The sequence below is a fragment of the Streptomyces bullii genome (genome assembly GCF_042657145.1).
GTDB lineage: Bacteria > Actinomycetota > Actinomycetes > Streptomycetales > Streptomycetaceae > Streptomyces > Streptomyces bullii.
In genome coordinates this window covers 659,627-685,655 of record NZ_JBHSNY010000003.1, presented here as the reverse complement: position 1 = coordinate 685,655, position 26,029 = coordinate 659,627, and the positions used below count along the sequence as shown (strand labels likewise).

General features: G+C 72.1%; 25 protein-coding genes and 1 pseudogene. 11 read left to right on the top strand and 15 right to left on the bottom strand.

From position 1 onward, the window contains the following. Positions 1-109: 109 nt before the first annotated feature. Positions 110-1,243, bottom strand: coding sequence for a zinc-dependent metalloprotease (locus tag ACFPZJ_RS11080; protein ID WP_381020008.1), 1,134 nt, complete (start codon positions 1,241-1,243; stop codon positions 110-112). 110 nt (positions 1,244-1,353) lie between these two features. Then, positions 1,354-2,964, bottom strand: coding sequence for a D-alanyl-D-alanine carboxypeptidase/D-alanyl-D-alanine endopeptidase (gene dacB, locus ACFPZJ_RS11075; RefSeq protein WP_381020006.1), 1,611 nt, complete (start codon positions 2,962-2,964; stop codon positions 1,354-1,356). 79 nt (positions 2,965-3,043) lie between these two features. Between dacB and ACFPZJ_RS11070 the strand changes: the two genes are divergently transcribed. Then, the gene (locus ACFPZJ_RS11070; RefSeq protein ID WP_381020005.1) at positions 3,044-3,535 is read left to right on the top strand and encodes an inorganic diphosphatase; all 492 of its coding nucleotides are present in this window, start codon (positions 3,044-3,046) and stop codon (positions 3,533-3,535) included. Between the two features lie 135 nt (positions 3,536-3,670). Beyond that, on the top strand, positions 3,671-5,377 hold the full coding sequence (locus ACFPZJ_RS11065; RefSeq protein WP_381020003.1) for a threonine/serine exporter family protein: 1,707 nt from the start codon (positions 3,671-3,673) through the stop codon (positions 5,375-5,377). 75 nt (positions 5,378-5,452) lie between these two features. On the opposite strand, the gene ACFPZJ_RS11060 is transcribed toward ACFPZJ_RS11065, so the two are convergent. After that, the gene (locus tag ACFPZJ_RS11060) at positions 5,453-6,322 is read right to left on the bottom strand and encodes a DedA family protein (protein ID WP_381020002.1); all 870 of its coding nucleotides are present in this window, start codon (positions 6,320-6,322) and stop codon (positions 5,453-5,455) included. Between the two features lie 133 nt (positions 6,323-6,455). On the opposite strand from ACFPZJ_RS11060, the gene ACFPZJ_RS11055 reads away from it, so the two are divergent. Continuing rightward, positions 6,456-6,821 carry a YbjQ family protein gene (locus tag ACFPZJ_RS11055; protein WP_381020000.1) on the top strand — a complete coding sequence of 122 codons (366 nt, stop codon included), beginning with the start codon at positions 6,456-6,458 and terminating at the stop codon, positions 6,819-6,821. A 16-nt stretch (positions 6,822-6,837) separates the two neighbouring features. Here ACFPZJ_RS11055 and ACFPZJ_RS11050 read toward each other — a convergent pair whose 3' ends face one another. After that, positions 6,838-7,599 (bottom strand): MerR family transcriptional regulator, encoded by a 762-nt coding sequence (locus ACFPZJ_RS11050; protein WP_381019998.1) that lies wholly within the window; start codon positions 7,597-7,599, stop codon positions 6,838-6,840. A gap of 88 nt (positions 7,600-7,687) precedes the next feature. On the opposite strand from ACFPZJ_RS11050, the gene ACFPZJ_RS11045 reads away from it, so the two are divergent. Next, positions 7,688-9,094: a glutamate decarboxylase gene (locus ACFPZJ_RS11045; protein WP_381019996.1), complete on the top strand. Its 1,407-nt coding sequence runs from the start codon at positions 7,688-7,690 to the stop codon at positions 9,092-9,094. Between the two features lie 106 nt (positions 9,095-9,200). On the opposite strand, the gene ACFPZJ_RS11040 is transcribed toward ACFPZJ_RS11045, so the two are convergent. The 4 genes from ACFPZJ_RS11040 to ACFPZJ_RS11025 form a co-directional block, all read right to left on the bottom strand. Next, positions 9,201-9,842 (bottom strand): PadR family transcriptional regulator, encoded by a 642-nt coding sequence (locus tag ACFPZJ_RS11040; RefSeq protein WP_381019994.1) that lies wholly within the window; start codon positions 9,840-9,842, stop codon positions 9,201-9,203. A 24-nt stretch (positions 9,843-9,866) separates the two neighbouring features. Continuing rightward, a complete protein-coding gene (locus ACFPZJ_RS11035) occupies positions 9,867-10,415 on the bottom strand; it encodes a DinB family protein (RefSeq protein ID WP_381019993.1) in 549 nt (182 codons plus the stop codon). Between the two features lie 121 nt (positions 10,416-10,536). Further along, the gene (locus ACFPZJ_RS11030; protein WP_381019991.1) at positions 10,537-11,997 is read right to left on the bottom strand and encodes an aldehyde dehydrogenase family protein; all 1,461 of its coding nucleotides are present in this window, start codon (positions 11,995-11,997) and stop codon (positions 10,537-10,539) included. A 79-nt stretch (positions 11,998-12,076) separates the two neighbouring features. Then, positions 12,077-12,901, bottom strand: coding sequence for a helix-turn-helix domain-containing protein (locus ACFPZJ_RS11025; RefSeq protein ID WP_381020180.1), 825 nt, complete (start codon positions 12,899-12,901; stop codon positions 12,077-12,079). Positions 12,902-13,275: 374 nt separating this feature from the next. On the opposite strand from ACFPZJ_RS11025, the gene ACFPZJ_RS11020 reads away from it, so the two are divergent. Continuing rightward, positions 13,276-13,776 carry an ATP-binding protein gene (locus ACFPZJ_RS11020; RefSeq protein ID WP_381019990.1) on the top strand — a complete coding sequence of 167 codons (501 nt, stop codon included), beginning with the start codon at positions 13,276-13,278 and terminating at the stop codon, positions 13,774-13,776. 98 nt (positions 13,777-13,874) lie between these two features. Here ACFPZJ_RS11020 and ACFPZJ_RS11015 read toward each other — a convergent pair whose 3' ends face one another. The 5 genes from ACFPZJ_RS11015 to rpmG all read right to left on the bottom strand — a co-directional run bounded on the left by ACFPZJ_RS11015 (position 13,875) and on the right by rpmG (position 16,275). Beyond that, the gene (locus ACFPZJ_RS11015; protein WP_381019988.1) at positions 13,875-14,120 is read right to left on the bottom strand and encodes a DUF397 domain-containing protein; all 246 of its coding nucleotides are present in this window, start codon (positions 14,118-14,120) and stop codon (positions 13,875-13,877) included. A 331-nt stretch (positions 14,121-14,451) separates the two neighbouring features. Continuing rightward, entirely contained in the window at positions 14,452-14,685 is a 234-nt protein-coding gene (gene rpsR / locus ACFPZJ_RS11010) for a 30S ribosomal protein S18 (protein ID WP_381019986.1), read from the bottom strand. 6 nt (positions 14,686-14,691) lie between these two features. Continuing rightward, a complete protein-coding gene (locus ACFPZJ_RS11005; protein WP_381019984.1) occupies positions 14,692-15,852 on the bottom strand; it encodes a CobW family GTP-binding protein in 1,161 nt (386 codons plus the stop codon). Between the two features lie 4 nt (positions 15,853-15,856). Further along, positions 15,857-16,105: a type B 50S ribosomal protein L31 gene (locus ACFPZJ_RS11000; RefSeq protein WP_381019983.1), complete on the bottom strand. Its 249-nt coding sequence runs from the start codon at positions 16,103-16,105 to the stop codon at positions 15,857-15,859. Positions 16,106-16,110: 5 nt separating this feature from the next. Next, positions 16,111-16,275, bottom strand: a complete 165-nt coding sequence (gene rpmG / locus ACFPZJ_RS10995) for a 50S ribosomal protein L33 (RefSeq protein ID WP_003999141.1) — start codon at positions 16,273-16,275, stop codon at positions 16,111-16,113. A 62-nt stretch (positions 16,276-16,337) separates the two neighbouring features. Here rpmG and rpmB point away from each other — a divergent pair, with 62 nt between their 5' ends. The 4 genes from rpmB (at position 16,338) to ACFPZJ_RS10975 (ending at position 18,197) form a co-directional block, all read left to right on the top strand. After that, positions 16,338-16,574 carry a 50S ribosomal protein L28 gene (gene rpmB / locus ACFPZJ_RS10990; protein ID WP_381019981.1) on the top strand — a complete coding sequence of 79 codons (237 nt, stop codon included), beginning with the start codon at positions 16,338-16,340 and terminating at the stop codon, positions 16,572-16,574. Then, entirely contained in the window at positions 16,574-16,879 is a 306-nt protein-coding gene (gene rpsN, locus ACFPZJ_RS10985) for a 30S ribosomal protein S14 (protein WP_381019980.1), read from the top strand. The genes rpmB and rpsN overlap by 1 nt, the downstream gene beginning before the upstream one ends. 295 nt (positions 16,880-17,174) lie before the next feature. Continuing rightward, entirely contained in the window at positions 17,175-17,627 is a 453-nt protein-coding gene (locus ACFPZJ_RS10980; RefSeq protein WP_381019978.1) for a hypothetical protein, read from the top strand. Between the two features lie 30 nt (positions 17,628-17,657). Next, on the top strand, positions 17,658-18,197 hold the full coding sequence (locus tag ACFPZJ_RS10975; protein WP_381019976.1) for a DUF4232 domain-containing protein: 540 nt from the start codon (positions 17,658-17,660) through the stop codon (positions 18,195-18,197). A 21-nt stretch (positions 18,198-18,218) separates the two neighbouring features. Here the strand turns inward: ACFPZJ_RS10975 and ACFPZJ_RS10970 are convergent, their stop codons facing one another. Then, positions 18,219-19,328 carry a DUF2786 domain-containing protein gene (locus ACFPZJ_RS10970; RefSeq protein ID WP_381019974.1) on the bottom strand — a complete coding sequence of 370 codons (1,110 nt, stop codon included), beginning with the start codon at positions 19,326-19,328 and terminating at the stop codon, positions 18,219-18,221. A gap of 237 nt (positions 19,329-19,565) precedes the next feature. On the opposite strand from ACFPZJ_RS10970, the pseudogene ACFPZJ_RS10965 reads away from it, so the two are divergent. Together ACFPZJ_RS10965 and ACFPZJ_RS10960 are read left to right on the top strand one after the other, a co-directional pair. Beyond that, a pseudogene (locus ACFPZJ_RS10965) lies at positions 19,566-20,311 on the top strand (Clp protease N-terminal domain-containing protein). 68 nt (positions 20,312-20,379) lie between these two features. Next, a complete protein-coding gene (locus tag ACFPZJ_RS10960) occupies positions 20,380-22,071 on the top strand; it encodes a bifunctional 3'-5' exonuclease/DNA polymerase (RefSeq protein WP_381019972.1) in 1,692 nt (563 codons plus the stop codon). A 177-nt stretch (positions 22,072-22,248) separates the two neighbouring features. Here ACFPZJ_RS10960 and ACFPZJ_RS10955 read toward each other — a convergent pair whose 3' ends face one another. Next, positions 22,249-25,650: an AfsR/SARP family transcriptional regulator gene (locus tag ACFPZJ_RS10955; protein WP_381019970.1), complete on the bottom strand. Its 3,402-nt coding sequence runs from the start codon at positions 25,648-25,650 to the stop codon at positions 22,249-22,251. Positions 25,651-26,029 lie beyond the last annotated feature (379 nt).

The window sequence follows — 26,029 nt, the reverse complement described above, 5'->3', positions numbered from 1 at the left end:
TCCCCGAGCATTGCACGCCTACCCCTCGCTCACGGTCCCTCGGACGGGTGATTGAAGGGGCGTTCGCCTGCCGTCGGCCGGATTCCTTTCACGACTCCTCCCCCGTTGCTCACGCCTCGGGCCTGCGGTGCACCCGCGCGATCCAGTCCGCCGGTTTGGCGATCTCCGACTTGGTCGGGAGGGTGTTCGGGGAGGTCCACACGCGGTTGAAACCGTCCATGCCGACCTCGTCGACGACGGCCCGCACGAAGCGTTCGCCGTCCCGGTACTGCCGGAGTTTGGCGTCCAGGCCGAGCAGTTTGCGCAGGGCCAGGTCGAGGCGGGAGGCGCCCTTGGCGCGGCGCTGCTGGAACTTCTCGCGGATCTCCGCAACAGTCGGTACGACCTCCGGTCCGACGCCGTCCATGACGAAGTCGGCGTGGCCCTCCAGCAGGGACATCACGGCGGTGAGGCGGGCAAGGATCTCCCGCTGGGCGGGTGTCTGCACGATGTCGACGAGGGAGCGTCCGCCGTCGTCCTCCTCGCCCTCGGGGCGGCCGCCGGCGAGGGTCTGGGCGGCTTCCCGGACGCGTTCCAGGACAGTCATGGGATCGACGTCGGTCTCTCCCAGGAACGACTGGATCTCGCCCTCGAGGTGGTCGCGCAGCCAGGGCACCGCGGTGAACTGCGTGCGGTGCGTCTCCTCGTGCAGGGCGACCCAGAGGCGGAAGTCGTGGGGCTCGACGTCGAGCTCACGTTCGACGTGCACGATGTTGGGGGCGACGAGCAGCAGGCGTCCGCCGCCGTTCTCGCCGGCCGGGAGTTCGCGGGTCGCGGGGGCGAAGGTCTCGTACTGGCCGAGGACGCGGGAGGCGAGGAAGGACAGCAGCATCCCGAGTTCGACGCCGGTGACCTTGCCGCCGACGCTGCCGAGGACCGCGCCGCCGGGGGCGTTGCCGCGCCGCTCCTGCATCTTCTCCAGCAGGGGGCGCAGGATCTCCCGGAAGCCCGCGACGTTGGCCCGGATCCAGCCCGGGCGGTCGACGACGAGGACCGGGGTGTCGTGGCCCTCCTCGGTGGCCAGACGCGTGAAGCCCCGGACGTGTTCCTCCGAGGCTTTGGCATGCCGGCGCAGCTCGGCGACGACGGCGCGTGCCTCGTCGCGGCTGACGTCGGGGCCCGGCCGTACGAGCCGGGTCGCGGTCGCGACCGCGAGATTCCAGTCGACCATGCCGGATGAGGCAGCGCCACCGATGCTCGTCATGTGTCAACCGTACGTGAGCGCCGGGGCCGGGGGCAGGGCGTGCGGGCCGACGGGCTGCCAGGGCGGCCGGCGGCTGGCCGGGGCGGTCCGCGGCCGGGAAGGGCAGTCGCCTATCGGCAGCCGCAGCCCGCCAGCGCGGTCGCCGCCTTGTCCATGGCCGTCTGGGCCGTGGTCGGGTCGGCCGTGCCGGTGGCCAGGAAGGCGAAGGCCAGAAGGCGGCCGTTCTGGTCGACCACCGTGCCCGCCAGGGCGTTGACGCCCGTCAGGGTGCCTGTCTTGGCGCGTACGACGCCGGCCGCTCCGTCGCTGTAGCGGCTGGTCAGGGTGCCGGTGAAGCCGGCGATGGGCAGGCCGGTGAGGACGGGGCGCAGGTCGGGGCGGGTGGGGTCGGCCGAGAGCCTGAGGAGGGAGGTGAGGAGGTCCGCGGTGAGGCGGTCGGCGCGGTTCAGGCCGCTGCCGTCCTGGACCGCGGCGCCTTCCAGGGGCAGGCCCAGCTCGGCCAGCTGGGCGGTGATCGCCTCGCTGGCGCCGGCGAAGTCGGCCCGCTTGCCCGTGGCGATCGCCGTCTGGCGGGCGAGGGCCTCGGCGATGTCGTTGTCGCTGTGGGTGAGCATGCGCTCGACCAGGGCCGAGAGCGGCGGCGAGGAGACCGTGGCGAGGGTCTGGGCGCGGGTGGTGGCCTTCGACGGGCCGGGGGCCTTCGTCTTGATGCCGCGGTCCTGGAGGAGGTCGCCGAACGTGCGGGCGGCGTGTGCCGCCGGGTCGGGCACGCGCGGCGCCGGGCCGCTGGTGGAGTCGTCGGTGCGGCCCTCGTCGGTCATCAGGGCGGTGACGGGGGCGAGGTTGTCGTTGACCCCGATGGGGTGTCGTTCGGGGCCCGCGTAGAGGGTCGTGTCGTACGAGAGCGTGACCTCGCGGATGCCGCGCTGGGCCAGGGCCCCGGCCGTTTCGTCGGCCAGGGTGCGCAGGCTCGCCGCTCCGTCGGCGTCCGCGCGGGCGGTGAGGGTGGGGTCGCCGCCGCCGACCAGGACGACTTCGCCGGTGTCGGGTTCGAGGGCGGCGCGGGTGATGAGGCGGTGGTCCGCGCCCAGGGCCGACAGGGCGGCGACCGCCGTGGCGATCTTCGTCGTGGAGGCGGGGGTGAGCGCGGTGCCGGACCCGGTGCCGTACAGGCGCTGTCCGGTGGCCACGTCGACCACCGCGGCGGCGTTGCGGGTGCCGAGTGCCGGCGACGTCAGGAGCGGGTCCAGCACGTCCGCGAGGGCCTTGCCGTTCGGGGCGGCCTTGACGGCCTGGCCTGCGCCGCCGAGTCCGGTCAGCACGGCGGGGGCACTGGGGGCAGGCGGCGGTGTGGGCTTCGTGGCGGACGTGCCGTGGTGATCTGTGCCACCCGCGCGTTCCTGGGCCGCTGCCCAGTCCCGCTCGGCCTTACGCTGACCGGAGGAGTCCCAGGGACCGGCGGCGGTCACCACTCCGGCGGCCAGCGCCAGTCCGGCGGTGGCGGCGCGCGCGGTGTACTGCCAGGTCCGCTGCGTCCGGGGGGTCTGCGGTCGCACGGTTCGCGCGAGGCGTGTGATCCGTGGTCCCGCGGCCGCCGCGGCCCGGGCCAGGTGCGGTCGTACGCTGTCCGCGGCCCGTGCCAGACGTGGTCGTACGGCGCCCGCGATCCGCACCACGTGCGGTCTCGCGGCCCGCCAAGGCCTCAGCTCTGGCACGACCACCAGCCCCTTTCGCGATCACACACCTGCGTGAGGGACACTTAACCACCAGAACTATGTGCTGATCATGGAGGAGCCACCGGTGGAGTTCGACGTCACGATCGAGATCCCGAAGGGTTCGCGCAACAAGTACGAGGTGGACCACGAGACGGGTCGGATTCGCCTGGACCGGCACCTCTTCACCTCGACGGTCTACCCGGCCGACTACGGCTTCATCGAGAACACCCTCGGTGAGGACGGCGACCCGCTGGACGCGCTGGTCATCCTGGACGAGCCGACGTTCCCGGGTGTCCTGGTCAAGTGCCGCGCCGTCGGCATGTTCCGGATGCGCGACGAGGCGGGCGGCGACGACAAGGTGCTGTGCGTGCCGGCGTCCGACCCGCGGATGGAGCACCTGCGCGACATCCACCACGTCGCCGAGTTCGACCGCCTGGAGATCCAGCACTTCTTCGAGGTCTACAAGGACCTGGAGCCGGGCAAGTCGGTCGAGGGCGCCAACTGGGTGGGCCGCACGGACGCCGAGGCGGAGATCGAGCGGTCCTACAAGCGTTTCACGGAGCAGGGCGGTCACTGACACCCCTGGGCCCGCTGAGGGCTCGGCAATGCTCACGGGTCGCACGCGTGCGCGTGCGGCCCGTTCGTCCATCTGTGCGCATACGGGTGCGCATACTGAGGTTCACGGACGGTGTCGTACAGGGAGCGCTACGCAGTGACGGACGTGGAGGACCGCAAGCCGCAGTCGGACGAGGCGAGGAGCACCTACCCGCCGACGCCGCCCGCCGGGGCCGCGACGCCGGTCGACAACGAGTCGTCGACGACGTCCGAGTTCGCGGTCCCCGAGGGGCTCGCGGTGCCCCGCGCGGTGGGGACGGAGTCCGAGGCGACGTCGGAGTTCGCGATCCCCGAGGGGCTCGACGTGCCGGTGCCGCCGGCCGCTGAGCCGGAGGGGTCGGCGTTCAGCCCGCCCAGTACCTACAGCGCCCGGCACGCACCGGCCGCGTTCACCCCGCCGAGCGGGACACCCGTGGTCAGCCTCACCAAGGACGTGCCCTGGCAGGACCGGATGCGCACGATGCTGCGCATGCCGGTGGCCGAGCGGCCCGCGCCGGAGCGGGTGCAGAAGGTCGAGGACGAGGGGCCGGCGGTCCCGCGCGTGCTGGACCTGACGCTGCGGATCGGTGAGCTGCTGCTGGCGGGCGGCGAAGGCGCCGAGGACGTGGAGGCGGCGATGTTCGCCGTGTGCCGGTCCTACGGCCTGGACCGGTGCGAGCCGAACGTCACGTTCACGCTGCTGTCGATCTCCTACCAGCCGTCGCTGGTGGACGACCCGGTGACGGCGTCGCGCACGGTGCGCCGCCGGGGTACCGACTACACGCGGCTGGCGGCCGTTTTCCGGCTGGTGGACGACCTGAGCGACCCGGAGACGGCGGTCTCCCTGGAGGAGGCCTACCGGCGGCTCGCGGAGATCCGCCGCAACCGGCACCCCTATCCGGGCTGGGCGCTGACCACGGCGAGCGGGCTGCTCGCGGGCGCGGCGTCCGTGCTCGTCGGCGGTGACGTGATCGTCTTCATCGCGGCGATGCTGGGCGCGATGCTCGGGGACCGGCTGGCGTGGCTGTGCGCGGGGCGCGGGCTGCCGGAGTTCTACCAGTTCACGGTGGCCGCGATGCCGCCCGCCGCGATCGGGGTCGCGCTGACGGTGGCGCAGGTGGACGTGAAGGCGTCCGCCGTGATCACCGGTGGGCTGTTCGCGCTGCTGCCCGGGCGGGCCCTGGTGGCGGGCGTCCAGGACGGGCTGACCGGCTTCTACATCACCGCCTCCGCGCGTCTGCTGGAGGTCCTGTACTTCGTCGTGGGCATCGTCGCCGGAGTGCTGGTGGTGCTGTACTTCGGCGTGCAGGTGGGCGCCGAGCTCAACCCGGACGCGGCCCTGGGCACCGGGGACCAGCCCCTCGTGCAGATCGGCGCGTCGATGCTGCTGTCGCTGACCTTCGCTGTGCTGCTGCAGCAGGAACGGTCCACGGTGGTCTGGGTGACCCTCAACGGGGGTGTCGCCTGGGTGGTGTATGGCGCGATGCACTACGCCGGGGGCATCTCGCCGGTGGCCTCCACGGCTGCCGCGGCGGGTGTCGTCGGGCTGTTCGGGCAGCTGCTGTCGCGCTACCGCTTCGCGTCGGCGCTGCCCTACACGACGGCGGCGATCGGGCCTCTGCTGCCGGGTTCGGCGACGTACTTCGGGCTTCTCGCCATCGCGCAGAACGAGGTCGACGCGGGGCTGGTGTCCCTGAGCAAGGCGGTGGCGCTCGCCATGGCCATCGCGATCGGCGTCAACCTCGGGTCGGAGATCTCGCGGATGTTCCTGCGGATCGGGTCCGCGGAGAAGCGGCGCGCGGCGAAGAGGACGCGGGGGTTCTAGCGCCGGGCCGGCCGGCAGCTCGGTGTGTTCCCGAGCCGCATGGCGAGCCCGGCCCCAGCGCCCCTTGAGGTCGGCTCAGTACCCCGGGTTGCGGGGGTACTGTCCGCCCTGCTGGTAGCCGTAGTCCTGGCTCTGGTTCTGGCTATGGTTCTGGGGGTACTGGCCGTAGTACTGCTGGTCGTAGCCGCCCTGGTGGCCGTACGGGTGCTGCTGGGGCCGCTGTTGCGGGGGCTCCTCGGTCGGGGAGATGCGGCGGAGCTGGGTCGTCGCGTCGTCCATGACCGGGGGGTGGGGCTGCGCGGCCGCCGGGGACGAGTCCGCGGCGCGCTTCTTCTTGGAGCGCTCGCGCAGGTACTCGACGATGATGGGGACCACGGAGACGAGGACGATCAGGACGAGGATCGCCTCGACGTTCTTCTTGATGAAGTCGATCTGGCCGAGCCAGTAGCCGGCGACGGTGACACCGGTGCCCCAGGCGATGCCGCCGATGACGTTGTACGTGAAGAACGTGCGGTACTTCATACGGCCGGCGCCCGCCACGATGGGGGCGAAGGTGCGCACGATGGGGACGAAGCGGGCCAGGACGATCGCCTTGGGGCCGTACTTCTCCATGAACTCGTGGGCCTTGTCCAGGTTCTCCTGTTTGAAAAGCTTGGAGTTCGGCCGGTTGAAGAGCTTGGGGCCGAGGAACTTGCCGATCATGTAGCCGACTTGGTCGCCCACGACGGCGGCGATCACGATCAGCGTGCAGACCAGCCACAGGGGCTGGCTGATGTAGGTCCCCTCGGCCACGAACAGGCCCGCCGTGAACAGCAGGGAGTCGCCGGGGAGGAAGGCGAACAGCCCGGACTCGGCGAAGACGATCAGCAGGATGCCGGGAAGGCTGAAGGTCTCGATCAGGTAGTGCGGGTCGAGCCACTCGGGGCCGAGCGCAAGCGTGGTCACGGGGATGTGGCTCCTGCTGCTGGGGGGACGGGCTGGGGCTGGCTGCCCAAATTATCAACGCAGCCAAGGGGCCCCAGGTTCCATGGGGGTACCCAGGATGCACCGTGGCTCCGCCGGAGCAAAGCTGGGAGCCATGAGCATCGACGAATTCGGCGGCGGGCAGGGACCCGATCCGGACGTACTGGTCGTCACCACCAACGACATCCCCGGCTACCGGGTGGAGCGGGTGCTGGGCGAGGTGTTCGGGCTGACCGTGCGGTCCCGGCACATCGGCAGCAAGATCGGCGCCGGATTGAAGTCCGTGGTCGGCGGTGAGCTGCGCGGGCTCACCAAGACGCTCGTGCAGACCCGCAACCAGGCGATGGACCGGCTGGTGGAGCAGGCACGCGCGCGTGGCGCCAACGGGGTGCTGGCGTTCCGTTTCGATGTGACGGACGCGGCGGACATCGGCACGGAGGTGTGCGCGTACGGCACGGCGGTGGTCCTGGCCCGGGAGTAGTCCCCGGGCCAGGGGGTCACGAGGTGTGACGGGCGGCGTTGGCGAGGATCGCCTGGCGCTGGTAGGCCGCGAGGCCCGGCTTCGCCTGGTCGATGTTGTGCGTGAACCGCTCGTCCGCGACGTACATCTCACCGATGCAGGTGTGCATGTCGTACCCGCAGTCGAAGTGGTTGCGGGAGAGCCACCGGCGGTGCTCCTCGGCGGCGTCCATCGCCGCGTCGGAGTCCGCGGACTCGCCGGCCTCCATCAGGGCGACGAAGCGCCGGGTGAGCTCGTCGGCCTCCCGCTGGATCCGCTGCCAGTCCTCCTTGGTGTAGGAGGCGGCGCGCTGCCGCGACTGCCGGTAGGCGTCGGTGTCGCCCCAGCGGTCGCGCACCTCGTCCTCGTACTGGTCGGGGTCGAAGTCCCCGAACACCTCGAACTTCTCTTCCGGTGTGAGGTTGATGCCCATCCTGCGTGCCTCCAAGGCGTGCTCCACGGCCTCGGCCATCTTCTGCAGCTTCTCGATCCGGGCGGTCAGCAGGTCGTGCTGGCGGCGCAGATGTGCGCGCGGGTCCGCGTCCGGGTCGTCGAGCAGGGCCGCGACCTCCTCGAGCGGGAAGCCGAGCTCCCGGTAGAACAGGATCTGCTGCAGCCGGTCGAGGTCGGCGTCGCTGTAGCGCCGGTGACCCGCGTGGCTGCGCTCGCTGGGGACGAGCAGGCCGATGGCGTCGTAGTGGTGCAGGGTGCGCACCGTGACGCCGGCGAACCCGGCGACCTGTCCCACGGAGTAGTTCACTTCCGCTCCCTTCCTCTTACGCACTCCACGGTGAGCCCTTACGCGACGTGAGGTGCAAGCCCCGCTTTCCGGACCTACCGTCGTAGGCATGCCGCTGCACAAAGGTCCCGATAGGTCCGACAAGTCCCTGCTGTCGGTCAACCCCTTCCACGGTGAGGCCAATCCCGCCGGCGGTATGACCGAGGCTCCGCCCAGGCACCGCCTGGCCGACACCCCCCTGCCGCCGGCGACGGCGTATCAGCTGGTGCACGACGAGCTGATGCTGGACGGCAACGCCCGGCTGAACCTGGCCACCTTCGTCACGACCTGGATGGAACCGCAGGCCGGAGTGCTGATGGCGGAGTGCCGGGACAAGAACATGATCGACAAGGACGAGTATCCGCGCACCGCCGAACTGGAGCGGCGGTGCGTGGCGATGCTGGCCGATCTGTGGAACGCCCCGGATCCGGCCGCGGCCGTCGGGTGCTCGACGACCGGGTCGAGCGAGGCCTGCATGCTGGCCGGGATGGCGCTGAAGCGGCGGTGGGCGCGGCGCAACGCCGACCGGTATCCGGGCGCGCGCCCCAACCTCGTCATGGGCGTCAACGTCCAGGTCTGCTGGGAGAAGTTCTGCACGTTCTGGGAGGTGGAGGCCCGTCAGGTGCCCATGGAGGGCGACCGGTTCCACCTGGACCCGCAGGCGGCGGCCGAGCTGTGCGACGAGAACACCATCGGGGTCGTCGGGATCCTCGGCTCCACCTTCGACGGGTCGTACGAGCCGATCGCCGAGCTGTGCGCGGCGCTGGACGCGGTGCAGGAGCGGACCGGTCTGGACGTTCCCGTGCACGTCGACGGGGCGTCCGGCGCGATGGTCGCGCCGTTCCTCGACGAGGACCTCGTGTGGGACTTCCGGCTGCCGAGGGTGGCGTCCATCAACACCTCGGGGCACAAGTACGGGCTGGTCTACCCGGGCGTCGGCTGGGCGCTGTGGCGTGACGCGGAGGCCCTGCCGGAGGAGCTCGTCTTCCGGGTGAACTACCTGGGCGGCGACATGCCGACCTTCGCGCTGAACTTCTCCCGCCCGGGCGCGCAGGTCGTCGCGCAGTACTACACGTTCCTGCGGCTGGGCCGGGAGGGATACCGTGCCGTGCAGCAGGCCGCGCGGGACGTGGCCACGGGTCTAGCCGAACGCGTCGAGGCGCTCGGTGACTTCCGGCTTCTGACCCGGGGCGACCAGCTGCCGGTCTTCGCCTTCACGACCGCGCCGGACGTGAAGGCGTACGACGTCTTCGACGTCTCCCGGCGGATGCGGGAGAGCGGCTGGCTGGTGCCCGCGTACACCTTCCCGCCGCACCGCCAGGACCTGTCCGTGCTGCGGGTGGTGTGCCGCAACGGCTTCTCGGCCGACCTCGCGGAGCTGTTCACGGAGGATCTGGGCCGGCTGCTGCCCCAGCTGCGCAGCCAGCCGGGGCCACTGACCCGGGACCGGGGCTCGGCCACCGGATTCCACCACTAGAGGCCGCAGCGGCCCACGTCGCGCGTCGATGCCGATGCCGATGCCGATGGGTCGATAGTCCAAGTGGCCTACCGAGGGTCCGGCATCCTCACGCCTCGAAAGTCGATCAGCGGTCGTCCTCGGGGTGCCGCTCCCCCGTCGCGTACGGGTTCTCCTGGCCCTCGGCGAGGACGCCGACGAACGGCTCGCCCTCACCGGCGAACGTGTACGCGCCGCCCTCGATCCGCTCGATCAGTCCGCGGGTCCACTCGGCCTCGGAGTCGGCCGTGTGGACCCACATGTTCATGATCTCGCCGATGTGCCCGAGCTGTCCGGGCCCTTCCTCGGGCACGTAGTGCTCCAGGACCGAGGACCGCCACTCCTCGATCCGCCGGGTGCGCTCCTTCAGGAGCGCCACCGCCTCGGCCCTCGGCAGGTCGACCACGAAGCCGACGGCCGCCGTCTTCACGTCACCCCGCTGGTCGTACGTGGTCAGCGCGTCGCGCAGCAGGGCGAAGTACTCCTCGGTGCCCTTCTCGGTGAGCTCGTACTCGGTGCGCGGGGGGCCGCCGGCCGTGGACGGGGCGATCTCGTGCGCGTACAGCAGCCCCTGCTTCGCCATCTGCTTCAGGGCGTGGTAGATCGACCCGGGCTTGGCGGTGGACCACTCGTGCGCGCCCCAGTACTCGAGGTCGTTGCGGACCTGGTAGCCGTGGGCCCGCCCGTGCATACGGACCGCGCCGAGCACGAGGAGACGGATCGCTGACATGGGGCCAGCGTATGACCCACGGGGTCAGCCCCAGGAGCGGCCCTGCTCCTTCGCCACCAGTTCGAAGGCGGTCGCGCCGTCCAGCGACTCGCGGATGATGTCGGCGTGGCCCGCGTGCCGGGCCGTCTCCCGGATCAGGTGCAGGCACAGCCAGCGCATCGAGAGCCGCTCGTCCTTCGGGTTCCAGGACGTCCTCGGCAGCTCGAAGGTGTCGTCGAGGCTGGGCACCGCGCGGATGAAGGCCTCCGTCTCGGCGGCCACCTTCTCGTAGGACGCGAGGCACGACTCCACGGTCTCCTCGCCGATCAGCTGGAAGCACTCGTGCCAGTTCGACTCGTCCCGGTGGACGGCCGGCGGCTCGCCCTTGGCGCGGGCGATCCAGCCCTGCTCGACCTCGGCGACGTGCTTGAGCAGCCCGGCCAGGGACAGCTCGCTGGCACTGGGGCGGGACGACGCCTGCTCGTCCGTCAGCCCCAGCAGCGCCCTCCGGATGCCGCCGCGCTGCTCCGCGATGAAGGACAGGAGCGCTCCGCGCTCGTCGCCGGGTGCCTCGGGTCCCACGTGCGTCACCATGACCGGCCGCCTTTCGTCTGGTCGGGCTTCTGCCTGACACCGACGAAGCTACGGGCCCTTGCGGTCAGGTTCTGTCCGCAAGGGCCTGAAGGGTCTGAGCCGAAAGGTCCTGCCAAAGGCTCTAGAAGGGGAAGCCGCTCCGGCCGTGCTGCACCGAGATCCACTTCACCGAGGTGAAGGAGTCCAGCATCGTGTCGCCGTTCAGCCGGCCGAGACCCGAGTGCTTCTCGCCGCCGAAGGGGACGATCGGCTCGTCGTGCACGGTGCCGTCGTTCACGTGGAACATGCCGGTGTCGATCCGCTTGGCGAACGCGACGCCCCGCTCGATGTTCCCGGTGTGGACGGCGCCGCTCAGGCCGTACGGGGTGTCGTTGACGATGCGTACGGCCTCCTCCTCGCCGTCGAACGGGATGAGGAAGGCGACCGGGCCGAAGACCTCCTGCCGCAGCAGGGCCGAGTCGGCGGGCAGGTCCGTCAGGACGGACGGTTCGACGAGGTTGTCGGTCCTGCCGCCGCGCACCAGGGCGGTGGCGCCCTCGGCGAGCGCCTGCTCGACGACGGCGGAGACGGCGTCCGCCTGCGAGGCGTTGATGACCGGGCCGATGACGGTCTCCGGGTCGCTCGGGTCGCCGGCCTTGAGGGTCCTCACCTTGGCGACGAACTTCTCGGTGAACTCCGCCGCGATCGAGCGGTCCACGAGGACGCGGTTGGCGGCCATGCAGACCTGGCCCTGGTGGACGTACCGGCTGAAGACGGCCGCGTCGACCGCGTAGTCGATGTCGGCGTCGTCGAGGACCACCAGCGCGCTGTTGCCGCCCAGCTCCAGGACCGAGCGCTTGAACAGGGCGGCGCAGACCGTGGCGACGTGCCGGCCGACCTGGTCGGAGCCGGTGAAGGAGATGACCTTCGGGACCGGGTGTTCGATGAAGGCGTCGCCTATCTCGGCTATGTCGGTGATGACGACGTTCAACAGGCCGCCGGGCAGCCCCGCGTCCTCGAAGATCTTCGCGACCAGGGAGCCGCCCACGATCGGCGTGTTCTGGTGCGGCTTGAGGACGACGGCGTTGCCGAGCGCCAGAGCCGGGGCGACCGACTTGATCGACAGCAGGAAGGGGAAGTTGAAGGGGCTGATGACGCCGACGACGCCCACCGGCACCCGGTAGACGCGGTTCTCCTTGCCGTCCGCCGGGGAGGGGATGATCCGGCCCTCGGGCGCCAGCGCCAGGTGGACCGCCTCGCGCAGGAACTCCTTGGCGAGGTGCAGCTCGAAGGCGGCCTTCAGCCGGGTCCCGCCGAGCTCGGCGATGATCGCCTCGCTGATCTCCGCCTCGCGCTCCTCGATGAGCCGCAGCGCCTTCTCGAAGACCGCGCGGCGGGCGTACGGATTGGTGGCCGCCCACTGCTTCTGGGCCCGCTGCGCGGCCCGGTACGCCTGGTCGATCTCGTCGACCGTGGCGATGGTGATCGACGCCAGCTTCTCGTCGTCGTACGGGTTGAAGTCGATGATGTCCCAGGAGCCGCTGCCCGGGCGCCACTCACCGTCGATGTACTGCTGAGCCAGGTCGGTGAAGTACGACGACATGTGATCCCTCAATCCGTTGCTGCCGCAGCAGAGCACTGATCAACTTCACGGTCTGATCACATGTCATCGTACTTGCGTTTCAAGAGAGTTGAAGGAGTCCCCGGAGAAGATCGCGGCTCTCCGAGGGGCCGGGGCTGTCCTGCTGGAGCTCCTTGAGCGCCTTCTCGTACTGGGCGACGTCCTCGGGCTTGTCGAGGTAGAGCGCGCTGGTGAGCTGCTCCAGGTACACGACGTCCGACAGGTCGGACTCGGGGAAGCTGAGGATGGTGAACGCGCCGGACTCGCCGGAGTGCCCGCCGAAGCTGAACGGCATGACCTGCAACCGCACGTTGGGCCGTTCCGAGATCTCGATGAGGTGCTGGAGCTGGCCGCGCATCACGTCGCGGTCGCCGTAGGGGCGGCGCAGGGCGGCCTCGTCGAGGATGACGTGGAACTCCGGGGCGTTCTCGGAGACGAGGTACTTCTGCCGCTCCAGCCGCAGCGCCACGCGCTTTTCGACGTCGGCCTCGCTCGCGCCCTTCATGCCGCGTCTGACGACCGCCCGGGCGTACTCCTCGGTCTGCAACAGCCCGTGCACGAACTGCACCTCGTACGCCCGGATCAGCGAGGCCGCGCCCTCCAGACCCACGTACGTCGGGAACCAGCTGGGCAGCACGTCGGAGTAACTGTGCCACCAGCCCGCGACGTTGGCCTCCTTGGCGAGGGACAGCAGGGAGGCGCGCTCCTGCTCGTCCGTGATGCCGTACAGCGTCAGCAGGTCCTCGACGTCCCTCGTCTTGAAGCTCACCCGGCCCAACTCCATCCGGCTGATCTTCGACTCGGAGGCCCGGATCGAGTAACCCGCGGCCTCGCGCGTGATGCCCCGCGCCTCACGCAGTCGCCTGAGTTGTGATCCGAGCAGCATGCGCCGCACCACCGATCCCGGCTCTCCCGCGCTCACGTTCGCCAGCCTCCCCAACGTCTTCAGGGGCCGAAGTCTGCCACTAAAACACTTCGAGCAGTACTCGTCCGGTTACGGAAACGGAATCGAGACAGCCGGTCCTCGCGGGAGGGTGCGGTGAAAGGGCAGTGAAGAAACGGGGGGAGGGCGAGAGGGCGGCGGGAGTCCTGCGAGAACAGCGCACCGAAGATGACGGAAAAATTGGCCAAGAAGCGGTACGGGCAGGTCCATTTCGGTCACCTGCACGTGCAGCTGCCCTTGCATCTGCTGTTCGCATCCGAAACCATGGTCCCGCACCACCGCATCGCTTCGGCCGCGAACTCCCGGGAGTGCCTCGCATGGGGACGAATGGATCGACCATGCTCGAGCCTTTACGGCAGGGCCTTCCGCCGCTGGATCTCGCGGCCGTGTCCGACGCCGCCTCCTGCGCTCTGCCCGCCCGCTACGAAGCGGTGCGCGAGGCACGGCAGTTCACCCGCCGAACGCTCGACCAGTGGGAGCTGGGCGACCGCTTCGACGACGTGTGCCTGGTGGTCTCCGAGCTCGTCACCAACGCCCTGCGCCATGCACTGCCGGCCGGTACGCCGTGTGCGGCGGAGCAGGACCCCCCGGTGCGGCTGCACTTGATGCGCTGGACGGAGCGGCTGGTGTGCGCGGTGCGCGATCCCAGCCACGACAGCCCCGTCGCCCGGGACTCCGACGACTTCTCGGCCGAGTCGGGACGGGGACTGTTCCTCGTCGACTCGTTCAGCGACAGCTGGGGCTGGCATCCGCTGGTGGGCGCGCTCAGCGGCAAGGTGGTCTGGGCGCTGTTCCGGCTGCCGCGCAGCGCCGACTGAACCGGCGCGGCGCTTCTTGCCGCCCTGGTTCTACGCGCGTCACAGCATGTCACGCGCGCTCACTTGCGGTGATGTGCGCCGGTTGGCGTCGGCGGACATCAGCCCGCGATGAGGTGGTCGAACTCACCGTCCTTGATGCCCAGCAGCATCGCCTCGATCTCCGCGCGCGTGTAGACCAGCGCGGGCCCGTCGGGGAAGCGGGAGTTGCGCACGGCCACCTCTCCGCCGGGCAGACGGGCGAACTCCACGCAGGAGCCCTGGGAGTTGCTGTGCCGGCTCTTCTGCCAGGCGACGCCGTGCAGCTTCGTGGCCGCCATGCCGTTGTAGTACACGTCGTGGTCCACAGGTCGCTCCCCGGTGGTGCACTGGCTGATGTGGCCATTGATGCAGTGGTCAACTGACCGGGATCATAGCTGTGTTCAAGTGCGGATGCATGAGCAGATGCACGTGCACGCGGGGTGGTCCTGCGGTTACAGCTCTGGCGACCGCCGTGCCAAACCCTCTGCCTGTTGGACGGTCGGGCCGGTGAAGTCGTTCCGGGTTTTCGCGTGGAGTGTTGGGGGGTGTCTCGGGGGTGCCGTGTGTTTCCGCCGGCGTCTCGGGGGCGCCGTGTGTGTCCAACAGCCGCCGCGGGCGGACACACACAGCACCCCCACTCGTCCCCGTCCGCAGGGGTCAGCGGCTGGAGTACGGCAGCAGGGCCATCTCGCGGGCGTTCTTGATCGCCTTGGCCAGCTGCCGCTGCTGCTGGGACGTCACGCGGGTGACGCGGCGGCTGCGGATCTTGCCGCGGTCGGAGATGAACTTCCGCAGCAGGTCGGTGTCCTTGTAGTCGATGTACGTGATGCCTGCCTGGTCCAGCGGATTGGGACGGCTCTTGGCGGGCTTGCGCTCGGACTTGCGGGGCATGGGTGTTCAGACCTCCAGGAGGGTGTCGAAGGCGTGCGGCATCCGCTGCCAGGCGTCGCGCCCGGCGGCGTACTCGGCGTCGGTCAGCAGGCAGGACTCCAGGAGCTGTTCGAGTCCGTCGCGGTCGAGGCCGGGGGACGTGAAGACGAGGTGCTGGCAGCGGTCGCCGTGCTCGGGGTGCCAGTCCAGCGCGGCGGCGGCGCGGCGCACCGGCGGGACCATCTCCCAGGCCGCGTCCGGCAGGGAGGCGAGCCACGGCCCCGCGCTCTCCACGCACAGGGCGCCGCCGGCCGCGTCCCAGTGGAACAGCGTGTCGGGCTTGTCGGCGAGCCAGAACCGGCCACGGCTGCGGGCCGCGGCGCAGGTCAGGTCCTCCAGGGCGGCGTAGAGCCGTTCCGGGTGGAAGGGGCGTCGGCGGTGCCACACGAGGGTGGAGACGCCGTGCGCGTCGGCCTCCGCGGGCAGCAGCGCGCAGGCCGGGTGCTGTGCGGCATCCGCGGCCTCCGTGTCGAAGCCGGCGAACGCCGCCCGCACCAGGGGGGACGGTGCGCCCGCCGGGTCACCGTGGCCGATCGGGACCTGGCGGGCCGTCGGGTGCAGTTGCCTGAGCAGCTCGCGGTCCTCGTCGTCGGCCTCCTCGGAGTCGGCGACGGCGAGGACGGGGGCGTACTCCAGCTGGCGCGCGAAGGTGTCGGCGACCGTGCGCTGGTCGGTTGCGGCCGCGGCGAGGCCGCCCTCGGCGAGGTCGTCGCCGTTGCCGAGGCAGGGCAGGACGAGCGCCGGGTCGACGGCGGTGATCACGCCGGTGACGGTGAGGCCGCCGGAGGTGACGACCTCGGCCATGGCCTTGGGCTCGACCGAGTCCCACAGTTCGACGATCGCGAGCCGGGTGCCGCCCCCGTCCCGGATCCGGACGAGTTCCGGCACCAGGTCCTCGCGCAGCGCGCAGCAGGCGCAGTCGTTGACGAGGGGCGCCTCGCCGGCGTCGACGACGCCGGTGGCGTCCCGGATCGTCCGTACGACCGTGCCCGCGGCGGCCGTCGCCAGGTCGTGGTGGAGGACGACGCTGCCGGGCACCTCGGTGAGCAGCCGTGCGACGGCCGCCCTGCGGGCGTCGGCGTGCAGACCGCCGACGATCACGACGGAGAGACCGGAGAACTCGGCCACGGCGCTAGCTCCGCTTCCCGTAGCGGCGCTCGAAGCGCTCCACGCGGCCCGCGGTGTCCAGGACCCGGGCCGTGCCGGTGTAGAAGGGGTGGCTGACGTCGGAGATCTCCACGTCGACGACCGGGTAGGTGTTGCCGTCCTCCCACTCGATCGTCTTGTCGCTCGTCATGGTGGAGCGGGTGAGGAAGGCGTAGTTCGCGGCGCGGTCGCGGAAGACGACGGGGCCGTAGTCCGGGTGGATTCCCTTGCGCACGGCGGTCAGCGCTCCTCTCGGAAGTCGACGTGGCGGCCGACGACCGGGTCGTACTTGCGCAGGGTCATGCGGTCCGGGTCGTTGCGGCGGTTCTTGCGGGTGACGTACGTGTAGCCGGTTCCGGCGGTGGACCGGAGTTTGATGACCGGGCGGAGTTCGTTGCGTGCCATGCCGCTATGCTACTGAAAATGAATTCCATTTACACAACTGATCGAGAGAGGTGCATCACCCCGTGTCCGCGCACTGCATGCTGACCGGCGCCCAGCCCGGCTTCGGCAACACGATCTCCCACTCCCACCGGCGGACCTCCCGCCGCTTCGACCCCAACATCCAGACCAAGCGGTACTGGCTGCCGAGCGAAGGCCGGTACGTGCGGCTGAAGCTGAGCGCGAAGGGGATCAAGACCGTCGACGTGATCGGCGTCGAGGCGGCCGTGGCCCGGATCCGCGCCCGGGGGGTGAAGGTCTGATGGCGAAGAAGAGCAAGATCGCGAAGAACGAGAAGCGGCAGGAGATCGTCGCCCGGTACGCCGCGCGCCGGGCCGAGCTGAAGGAGATCATCCGCCGGCCGTCCTCGACGGACGCCGAACGGCTCGCCGCGCAGGCGGAGCTCCGCAGGCAGCCCCGCGACGCGAGCGCCACACGCGTACGCAACCGGGACCAGGTGGACGGCCGGCCGCGCGGGTACTTCCGGGCGTTCGGCCTGTCCCGCGTGAGCCTGCGGAAGCAGGCGCACGCGGGATATCTGCCGGGGGTGCGCAAGTCGTCCTGGTAGGCGGGGGTTGCCCCGGCCTGCCGGGACAGGGGGCCGCTCGCCCTCCGGCGGACCGCGAGCCCGGTGGGTGCGCTGTTGCGGCCCGTGAGCCCGCCTGCCGGCAGGCAGTGGGAGTGCCAGAGGGGTCGGGCCGCGGTGCCAGTGGGTCGCTCAGGCAGCCCTGGTAGCTTGCTGCGGTCCTTTCGGTCTGTCGGGCCGGTCGGCCGGTTACAGCTTGGGGGCTGCAGTGACTTCGGTGTTGAGCTCGGGTCCCTTTGGTCCCTCGCGTGCCTGGTGTGCCGCCGCGGTCGCCGTGGTGGGTGTGTTCGCGCTGGGGGCGTGCAGTGGTGACGGCGGTTCCGGTCGCCAGTCGGCTGCTCCCGGTGCGTCCGCCACCGCCGGTGCGGACACCGGCGGCGGGCCGGGCCGGTCCGGCACGTCCGGCGCTCACTCCGGCGCGCTGGAGGGCAACTGGCTCACCACCAGCAAGGGCAAGGCCGTGGCGCTCGTCGTCACGGGGGAGAAGGCGGGGCTCTTCGCGACCGGCGGCACGATGTGCGGCGGGACCGTCCGTGCGGAAGGCGGGATGCGGAGGATCCGCCTGACCTGCACGGACGGCGGCAAGGAGCGGACGACCGGCATGGTCGACTCCGTGAACGGGACCTCCCTGAAGGTGACTTGGGAGGGCCCGCTCGGCACTGAGACGTACACCAGGGCCGAGGGCGGCACGCTGCCGTCCGGCCTGCCGACGGCGCACCTCGGGTCGTAGTCCGCGCCCTCGTGCGTGATGATGATCCGCATGCGCTCCCTTCCCATCGCCGTCACCGCCTCCGTCGCCGCCTGCCTCGCCGCGACGCTCATGCTCACCGCCTGCGCCGACGGCGGCGGCAGCGAGAGCAAGGGCACGGACAAGGCGGCCGATTCGGCCTGTTCGATCGACGAGATGGGGGTGCGGGTCGCTGCTGCCGCCGCCCCCGCCGCCGGGGACACCGGCACCGTCACCGTCACCCTCACCAACCGCGGCGACCGGTGCACCCTGAAGGGCTTCCCCGCGGCCGAACTCGTCGCCGGTACCTCGTCGGCCACCGTGCCCTCCGACCCGGCCGCCGAGGCGCCCCGGCTGACTCTCGCCGAGAACGCGGTCACCGCCTTCACGATCACCTACGTCCGGGGCGGGGCGGGCGACGGCAAGAGCCTGGCCGTGAAGACGGTGAGGCTGGCCCTGCCCGGCACCGACGGCACCCACGAGTTCGGGTGGTCGTACGGCGGTGTCGCGCTCAAGGGCGGCGCGGGCGAGCCGGACGCCTCGGTGAGCGCCTTCCAGACCGCGGGCGACTGACGACGCGCCGGTCGAGCGCCGTCAGTCCAGCGGCGGGCGTGCCCTGACCTGGGCGCGGTCCGCCGCAGCCGCGCCCTGCGTCCAGCCCGCCGCGTCGCGCACGCCGCGCAGCCGGGTCGAGGTGGTCTGCGGGAACATGCGGTCCAGGCGGTCGGTGACGGCGACCTCGCGGGAGGCGAGGACCGGGAGCAGTTCGTCGCTCACCTGGGTCTCGGCGGCGGCCTGGAGGCGGGTGCCGATGCGGTGGGCGTAGGCCGCGAGGAAGGACTGCCGGAAGGCCTTGGTGCGCTTGCGGCCCCCGGCGCGCTGGGCCGCCTCCGCCTTCGTCATCGCCGTCGTGGCCTGCACGAGCAGCGAGGTGTAGAGGAGTTCGACCACCTCCAGGTCGGGCGCGAAGCCGACGACCGTGGAGAAGCCGAGGGGTTCGTTCCACACCGCGCGGCAGTGGTTGGCGGTGGCGACCGCGTCCAGCAGGACCGCCTTGGCCTGCTCGTACGGCGGTTCCACTCCGATCCGGCAGGCGCCCGGGGTCTCCGGTGCCGGGGCCTGGGCGGCGAGCAGCGCCTCGTCGACGCTGTGCCGGGCCATCAGCTCCTGCGCCTTGGCGCTGAGCGCCTCCGCCTCCTCCGGGAACCCGGTCGCCTCCGCCTTGGCGAGCAGGGCGCGGATACGGGTCAGCGTGCGGGACTCCGGCCGGGGCCCCGCCGCCGGCTCGTCGAGGGGTTCGAGGGCGGGCAGGCGCAGCAGCAGGCGGTACAGCTCCAGTACGGCGGTGGCACGGGAGAAGCGGTCGGTGGGCGGCGGCGGTTCGGTGGTCAGTTCGTCGAGCTGGGCCTGCCAGCGGCGGCCCCGGGGACGGGCGGGGCCGCCGCGCCCCGCCTGCGCGCGGATCAGCGCGGACACCACGCGCACGTGCACCTCGTCCAGTTCCCGGCGCACGATCCGTACGATGTCCGCCGGCTGCCAGCCCCGCCGCCAGGCCGCCGCCAGGAACTCCTCGCCGCGCCGGTCCAGTTCGGCGTCCGCCGCCGGGTCGGAGGCGAGAAGGGACGCGCCGGTGTCGAGGGCGGTTTCGGTGGTGTCGTACAGGGCGGCTTCGAAGGCGCGGTCGACGGTGGTGGACGTACTCACGGGCCGATGGTGTCATGCCGCCACGCGCGCGTACGCGGCACTGTGCCGCCGCGCTCGGCGGGCGGCCTGCTCTCGGGCGGCGGACCCTCGTGCTCACGCGCGCGGACCGGTGGCTCGATCTCGTCCCAGGGACGGTGCTCACGGGGGCTCGTGGCTCGTCTGGTCGTGGCCTCCTGCGACGGACGGGAAGTGTCAACCATCGGTTGACACCTCGGGAGCGCAACCTCCGGTTGACACATGACGACGAACTCGACCATCACGTCATCCGTGCGGCTCGACGACCTCATCGCGGCGATCAAGAAGGTCCACGCCGAGCCCCTCGAACAGCTCCAGGACGCGGTGATCGCCGGGGGCACCTGGGCGAGGTGGCCGACCACCTGATCGGCCACTTCGTGGACCAGGCCCGGCGTTCGGGCGCGTCCTGGACGGACATCGGCAAGAGCATGGGCGTCACCCGGCAGGCGGCGCAGAAGCGGTTCGTCGCGAAGGAGGGCGTCCGCCTCGACCCGAGCCAGGGCTTCAGCCGCTACACACCCCGCGCCCGCCACGCGGTGATAACCGCGCACAACGAGGCCAAGGCCGCGCGCAACACCGAGGGCGTGCCCGAGCACCTGGTCCTCGGACTGCTGGGCGACCCCGACGGCTTCGCCGCGAAGGCGATCGTCGCGCAGGACGCCTCCCTCGACGCGGTGCGCGAGGCGGCGACCGCCGCGCTGCCGCCCGCCGCCGAGGAGGTGCCCGAGCTGGTGCCGTACGGCCCGGCCGCCAAGAAGGTCCTGGAGCTCACCTTCCGCGAAGCCCTGCGCCTCGGCCACCACCACATCGGCACCGAGCACCTCCTGCTCGCGCTGCTGGAGCACGAGAACGGCACGGGCCTCCTCAGCGGCCTGGGCATCGACAAGACCAGGACCGAGGAGTACGTCGCCGAGGTGCTGGCGAAGTTCATCGAGAACCAGGACCAGCCGGAGCAGCAGGAGGGCTGACCGGCCCGGGGCGGGTCGCGGTCGGCCGGTCCGCGGGCGCTGTCAGACCCCCCTGGCACACTCGCAGCATGACCGACCGGTGGGCGCTCGCTCCGGCCGAGGACGGTGGCGTGGACGTCGCCCCCCTCGGTCCCGGCGGACTGCCCGCCGGGCCGGTGCGGCGGGAGGCGGATCCCGCCGAGGCCGTGCGGAGCCGGCCGGACGTCACGCGGTGGGTGTGGCGGTCCACCGCCGAGGTCTATCCGCGTCTGCTCGCCGCGGGGGTGCGAGTGGAGCGGTGCTACGACATCGAGGACGCCGAGACGCTCCTGCTCGGCCACGAGGGCCGGCACGGGGAACCCCGCTCGGCCGCCGCCGCCCTGGCCCGGCTGCGCGGCGGCCCCGTGCCGCCCGATCCGCCGCAGCGGGCCGCCGAACCCGGTTCGCAGTCCCCGCTGTTCGAGCCGCGGGGCGTCCCCCTGCCACTCGACGACCTGCTCGCGGTCTACGCCGAGCAGCAGCGGCGGCACGACCGCGCCGAACACCCGGACCGCATGCGCCTGCTGACGGCCGCCGAGTCGGCGGGCATGCTGGTGGCCGCCGAGATGAACGCGGCCGGGCTGCCGTGGAGCGCCGACGTGCACCGCGCGGTGCTGCACGACCTGCTCGGCGAGCGGTACGCGGGCGGCGGCGAGCCGCGCCGCCTGGCCGAGCTCGCCGACGAGGTCTCCGCCGCGTTCGGGCGCCGGGTGCGGCCCGATCTGCCGGCGGATGTCGTCAAGGCGTTCGCGCAGGCCGGGATCAAGGTGAAGTCCACGCGCCGGTGGGAGATCGAGTTGGTCGACCACCCGGCCGTGAAACCCCTCATCGAGTACAAGAAGCTGTACCGGATCTGGGTGGCGCACGGATGGTCCTGGCTGCAGGACTGGGTGCGCGACGGGCGGTTCCGGCCCGAGTTCCTCGCGGGCGGAACCGTGACCGGACGGTGGGTGACCAACGGCGGCGGCGCGCTCCAGATCCCCAAGGTGATCCGCCGTGCCGTGGTCGCCGACCCGGGCTGGCGGCTCGTCGTCGCCGACGCCGACCAGATGGAGCCGCGTGTCCTGGCGGCGATCTCACGCGACCCCGGGCTGATGGAGGTGGCCGGCCGGGAGAGCGACCTCTACCAGTCGGTGTCCGACCGCGCCTTCTCCGGCGACCGCGCCCAGGCCAAACTCGCCGTGCTCGGCGCCGTCTACGGGCAGACCTCCGGCGACGGCCTGAAGAACCTCGCCGCGCTCCGCCGCCGCTTCCCCAAGGCGGTGGCGTACGTCGACGATGCGGCCCGCGCGGGGGAGGAGGGCCGGCTCGTACGGACCTACCTGGGCCGCACCTGCCCACCCGCGGCCCGGACGACGGACGACGCCACGGAAGAGGCGGGCATCCCCGTCACGCCGGCGGAGGACGAGCCCGACGGCCGGCAGTGGGTCCCCGGCTACGCCTCCACCAACGCCCGCGCCCGTGGCCGCTTCGCCCGCAACTTCGTCGTCCAGGGCAGTGCCGCCGACTGGGCCCTGCTGCTGCTCGCGGCGCTGCGGAGGTCCCTGGCGGACATGGCGGCCGAGCTGGTCTTCTTCCAGCACGACGAGGTGATCGTGCACTGCCCCGCGCAGGAGGCGGAGGCGGTCGTCGCGGCGATCCGCCGGGCGGCGGACCTGGCCGGACGGCTTACCTTCGGGGAGACGCCGGTGCGGTTTCCGTTCACGACGGCGGTGGTGGAGTGCTATGCGGACGCCAAGTGAGCGCCGTAGACCCGGGGTCGGTGTGCGCCCCGTGTACCGCGTGCACCGCGTCGGGGTGACCGAGCGCCTTGGCGGCCCCCGCTTCCGTGCACCGCCTGCATCGCAGGCGCGCGTGTACCGAGCGACCGGGCGACGGATCCCCGGCGTCCGCCAGTGGTCCGGCCGCCTCCGCATCCGTCAGCCGGACAGCAGCTCCCGCAGTTCCGCCACCACCGCCTGCTCGTCGGTGCCGTCCAGCGCGGTGAGGGCCGAGCGCCACGCCTCGTACGCCTCCGGGCCACGGCCCTGTTCCCGCAGCAGGAGCCCGTGCTGGTGGCGGGCGAGAGCCCCTGCGTAACGGTCGGCGCGGGCGTCGGCGCGCCCGAGCAGCTCGGCGCACTCGCGTGCGGCGTGTTCGGTACGGCCCAGCAGGCGCAGCGCACGGACCAGGCCGAGCCGGGTCTGGGACTCGCCGTGCCAGTCGCCGTGACCGCCGAGGATGCGCAGGCTCTCCTCGAAGTGCGGCAGGGCGGCGGCCGGTTCGCCGAGCCGGAGGTGGGCGTAGCCGATGTTGCAGTGCGCGGAGTGCTGCACGATGACCGCGCCGATCTCCTCCCCGATGGCGAGCGAACGCCGGTGCTGCTCGATGGCGGCCCGCGGGTCGGTGTGCTCGTACAGGTTGCCCAGGTGGCTGTGGGTGACGGCCTCGCCGTAGGGGTCGTTCAGCTGCCGCGAGTACGCCAGGCTCTGCCGCAGCGCCTCACCGGACTCGGCGTGGCGGCCGAGGCCCTCCAGCAGCAGGCCGCGGTTGTTGAGGCAGCGGCGGATCCAGGAGAGGTGGTCCAGCCGCCGCCAGATGGCCAGGGCCTGGTCGTTGAGGGCGAGGGCGTCGGTGTGGCGGCCGGTCAGGAAGTGCAGCCCGGCCAGGTCGCCCAGCGCGTACGCCTCGGCGGCCGCGTCCCCGAGCCGCCGCGCCACACGGAGAGCGGCTCGGCCGAGCACCGCCATCTCGGCGAGGCGGCCGCTGCGGTGCAGGTAGGGGAAGAGGAGGCGGACGAGGACGGAGACGTGGACGTCGGTGTCCCCGGCGGGCCGTTCCACCAGCGCCACGACGTTCTCCACTTCCGTGTCGCCCCAGGCGAAGGCCTCCTCGGAGGTGCCGAAGCGCGGGACGGTGGCGACGTGGGCCGTGTGCTCGGGCGGCTGGGAGGCGGTGGGGCGGCGGCGGTCGTCCTGGTCGAGGCCGGGTTCGACGATCGCGGTCAGGGTGCGTTCGGCTACGGCGGCGTACCAGCGCAGGGCGGTCTCGACGGCGTCCGCGGTCTCGGCGGCGTGCGCGCTGTGGCCGTCCGCGGTGTGGCCGTCCGCGGTGTGGCCGTCCGCGTCCGCGAGTTCGCGGGCGAAGTCGCGGACCAGGTCGTGCGGGGCGTAGCGGCCGTACGCGGTCTCCTCCAGCAGGGCCACGTCGACGAGGCGGTCCAGGGCGGCCTCGGTCCGGCGCTCGTCGGTGCCGGCCAGGCGGGCCAGCAGGGGCGCACCGTACGTCGGCACGTCGAGTGCGCCGATGCGGCGCAGGACGAGGGCGGCGTCCCGGTCGGCCTCGCGGTCGGAGGCGGCGAGCGCGTCGTGCGCGACGGCCAGGGAGCGGCGCACGCTCAGGTCGTCGTATTCCAGGTGGTGCAACCGTCGCTCGGTCGCGGCCAGTTGACCGGCGAGGACGTCCGGCGTGAGGGCGCGGCGCGCGGCGAGCCGGGCCGCGACGACGCGCAGGGCGAGCGGCAGGCGGCCGGTGAGTTCGACCAGGGGGTGGGCGGCATCGAGGCCGTCGCGGTCGTCACGTCCGGAGACGGCGCGGAGCAGCGCGGCGCTCTCCTCGTCGGACAGCGGCGCGAGCGGGAAACGCGCCACTCCGTCGAGGGCGGTGAGCGGCGACCGACTGGTGACGATCACCGCGCAGCCGGTACCTGCCGGCAGCAGGGGCCGTACCTGCGCGGCGTTCCCGGCGTCGTCGAGGACCAGGAGCGTGCGCGTGGGCGCGAGCAGGGAGCGCAGCAACGCGGCCTGCGCGTCCGGGTGTTCGGGGACACGGCACGGCTCGGTGCCGAGGTCGCGCAGCAGTGCGGTGAGCGCCTGGCCGGGGGTGAGGGGGGTCATCCCGGGGGTGGCGCCGTGCAGGTTGATGTAGAGCTGTCCGTCCGGGAAACGTTCCGCCAGCTGGTGCGCCACATGCAGCGCCAGCGCGCTCTTGCCCACGCCGGCCATGCCGCTGAGCACGGCGACCGCCGGCGGCGCCGGGTGCGGGCCGGGCGCCAGGGCCCGGCGGAGATCGTCCTGTACGGCGGTGCGGCCGGTGAAGTGGGCTGGAGGGGGCGGCAGTTGGGCTGGGCGGGGTGGCTTGCGGGTGGCCGTGGCGGTGATCTCCGAGAGGTCGGGGGTGGGTGGCGGGGTCGCGTTGTGCGGGGCCGGGGTGTGGGGCGTCGAGGCGGGTGGGGCCGGGGCGCCTGGGACCTGCGCATGGGGGACCTGCGCATGGGGGACCGGGACGTCCTGAGCGACGCCGTCACCCGCCTTTCCCGCGGCCGGGTCAGGCGGGGCGGGGACGCGGGACCGGGCACCGCCCTGGCCGTCAGCCGCGGGGCCGTCGTGTGCGGGGCCGTGCGCTGGGCCGTCAGGCGGCGGGGCCTCCCGCCCAGGCCCCTTCAGCCGGGCGGTCCGTCGCGTGTCCGGGTCGGCGACGCCCCGGAGGACCTCCATGTGGGCCTCCCGCACTGCCCGGCCCGGTTCGATGCCCAGGTCCTCGACGAGGCGCGTGCGCAGGTCCTGGTGGACGGCCAGGGCCTCGGCCTGACGGCCGGTGCGGTGCAGGGCGAGCATGAGCTGGCGGTGGAACGCCTCCCGCAGTGGGTGCTCGGCGGCCAGCGCCGCCAACTCCGGTACCAGCCCGCCGAGTCGGGCCCCGCCGAGGGCCAGCTCGGCGTCGTACCGCCACTCCAGGAGAAGCAGCCGCGCCTCCCGCAGACGCTGCCCGAAGGCGTATCCGCCGGTCTCGGGCGGCAGCCCGGCGAGCGGCGCGCCCCGCCACAGCGCGAGCGCCGCCGCGCACTCGTGCACCACCCGCGCCCAGTCATGCCCGGCGTGCGCGGCGCGCGCCACGGTGACATGGGTATCGAAGACATGGACGTCCAGCTCGCCCTCGGCGACGCGCAGCAGGTACCCGGTGGGCATGGTCCGCAGCCGTTCGGGGTCGTCGAGCAGCCGCCGCAGCCGGGCCACGTGGTTGTGCAGCGAGGCGTGTGCGGAGGCGGGCGGAGCGCCGCCCCACAGCGCGTCCTTGAGCGACTCGACGGAGACGACCCGGCCGGCGTCGAGCAGCAGCGCGGCCAGCAGGGCCCGCACCTTCGGGCTGCGGACGGTGCGGACCACGCAGTCGCCGTACGCATCCCGCGGGACGCCGTACGCACCCTGCCTCACATGCCCCGTCAGCTCCTGCGAGCCGTCCGGGTCCGGGCAGTCGTACAGGACGGGCGGCCCCAGCAGCCCGAACCGCAGTGCGCACCGCTCCGTGCTGTCGGCGTAACTTGAGCAGGGAGGTGCCCCCATCGCCGCCCACTGCCTTCCCCGCGCGCCGCGACCCGGGCCCGCTCCCTGGCGGGATCCGCCGAGCGCCGTCTCTGACGGAATCCGTCCCCTGTACGGCGGTTTCCCGCCACTGTGTTCCGGTGGTCTCCGCCGGACAGCCACTGCCGTTCGGCCGTGCCCGTCACGACCTGGCGACTTCACGCCAATCGGCCGACGACGAACCGGAGAACCGTTGGCCACATGTTAGCGATGTGTTGGTGCGGCCTGATGTGATCACTCCATCGGAGCCGGCTCGGCGACGCGCGCGTCGGACGCGCAACTCGGGGGAGTGTCGCGGCCGGGTCCGGGACGCGAGGGGACCGGTCGGCGGAGGTGACCGACCGGGACTCTCGTACCGTCC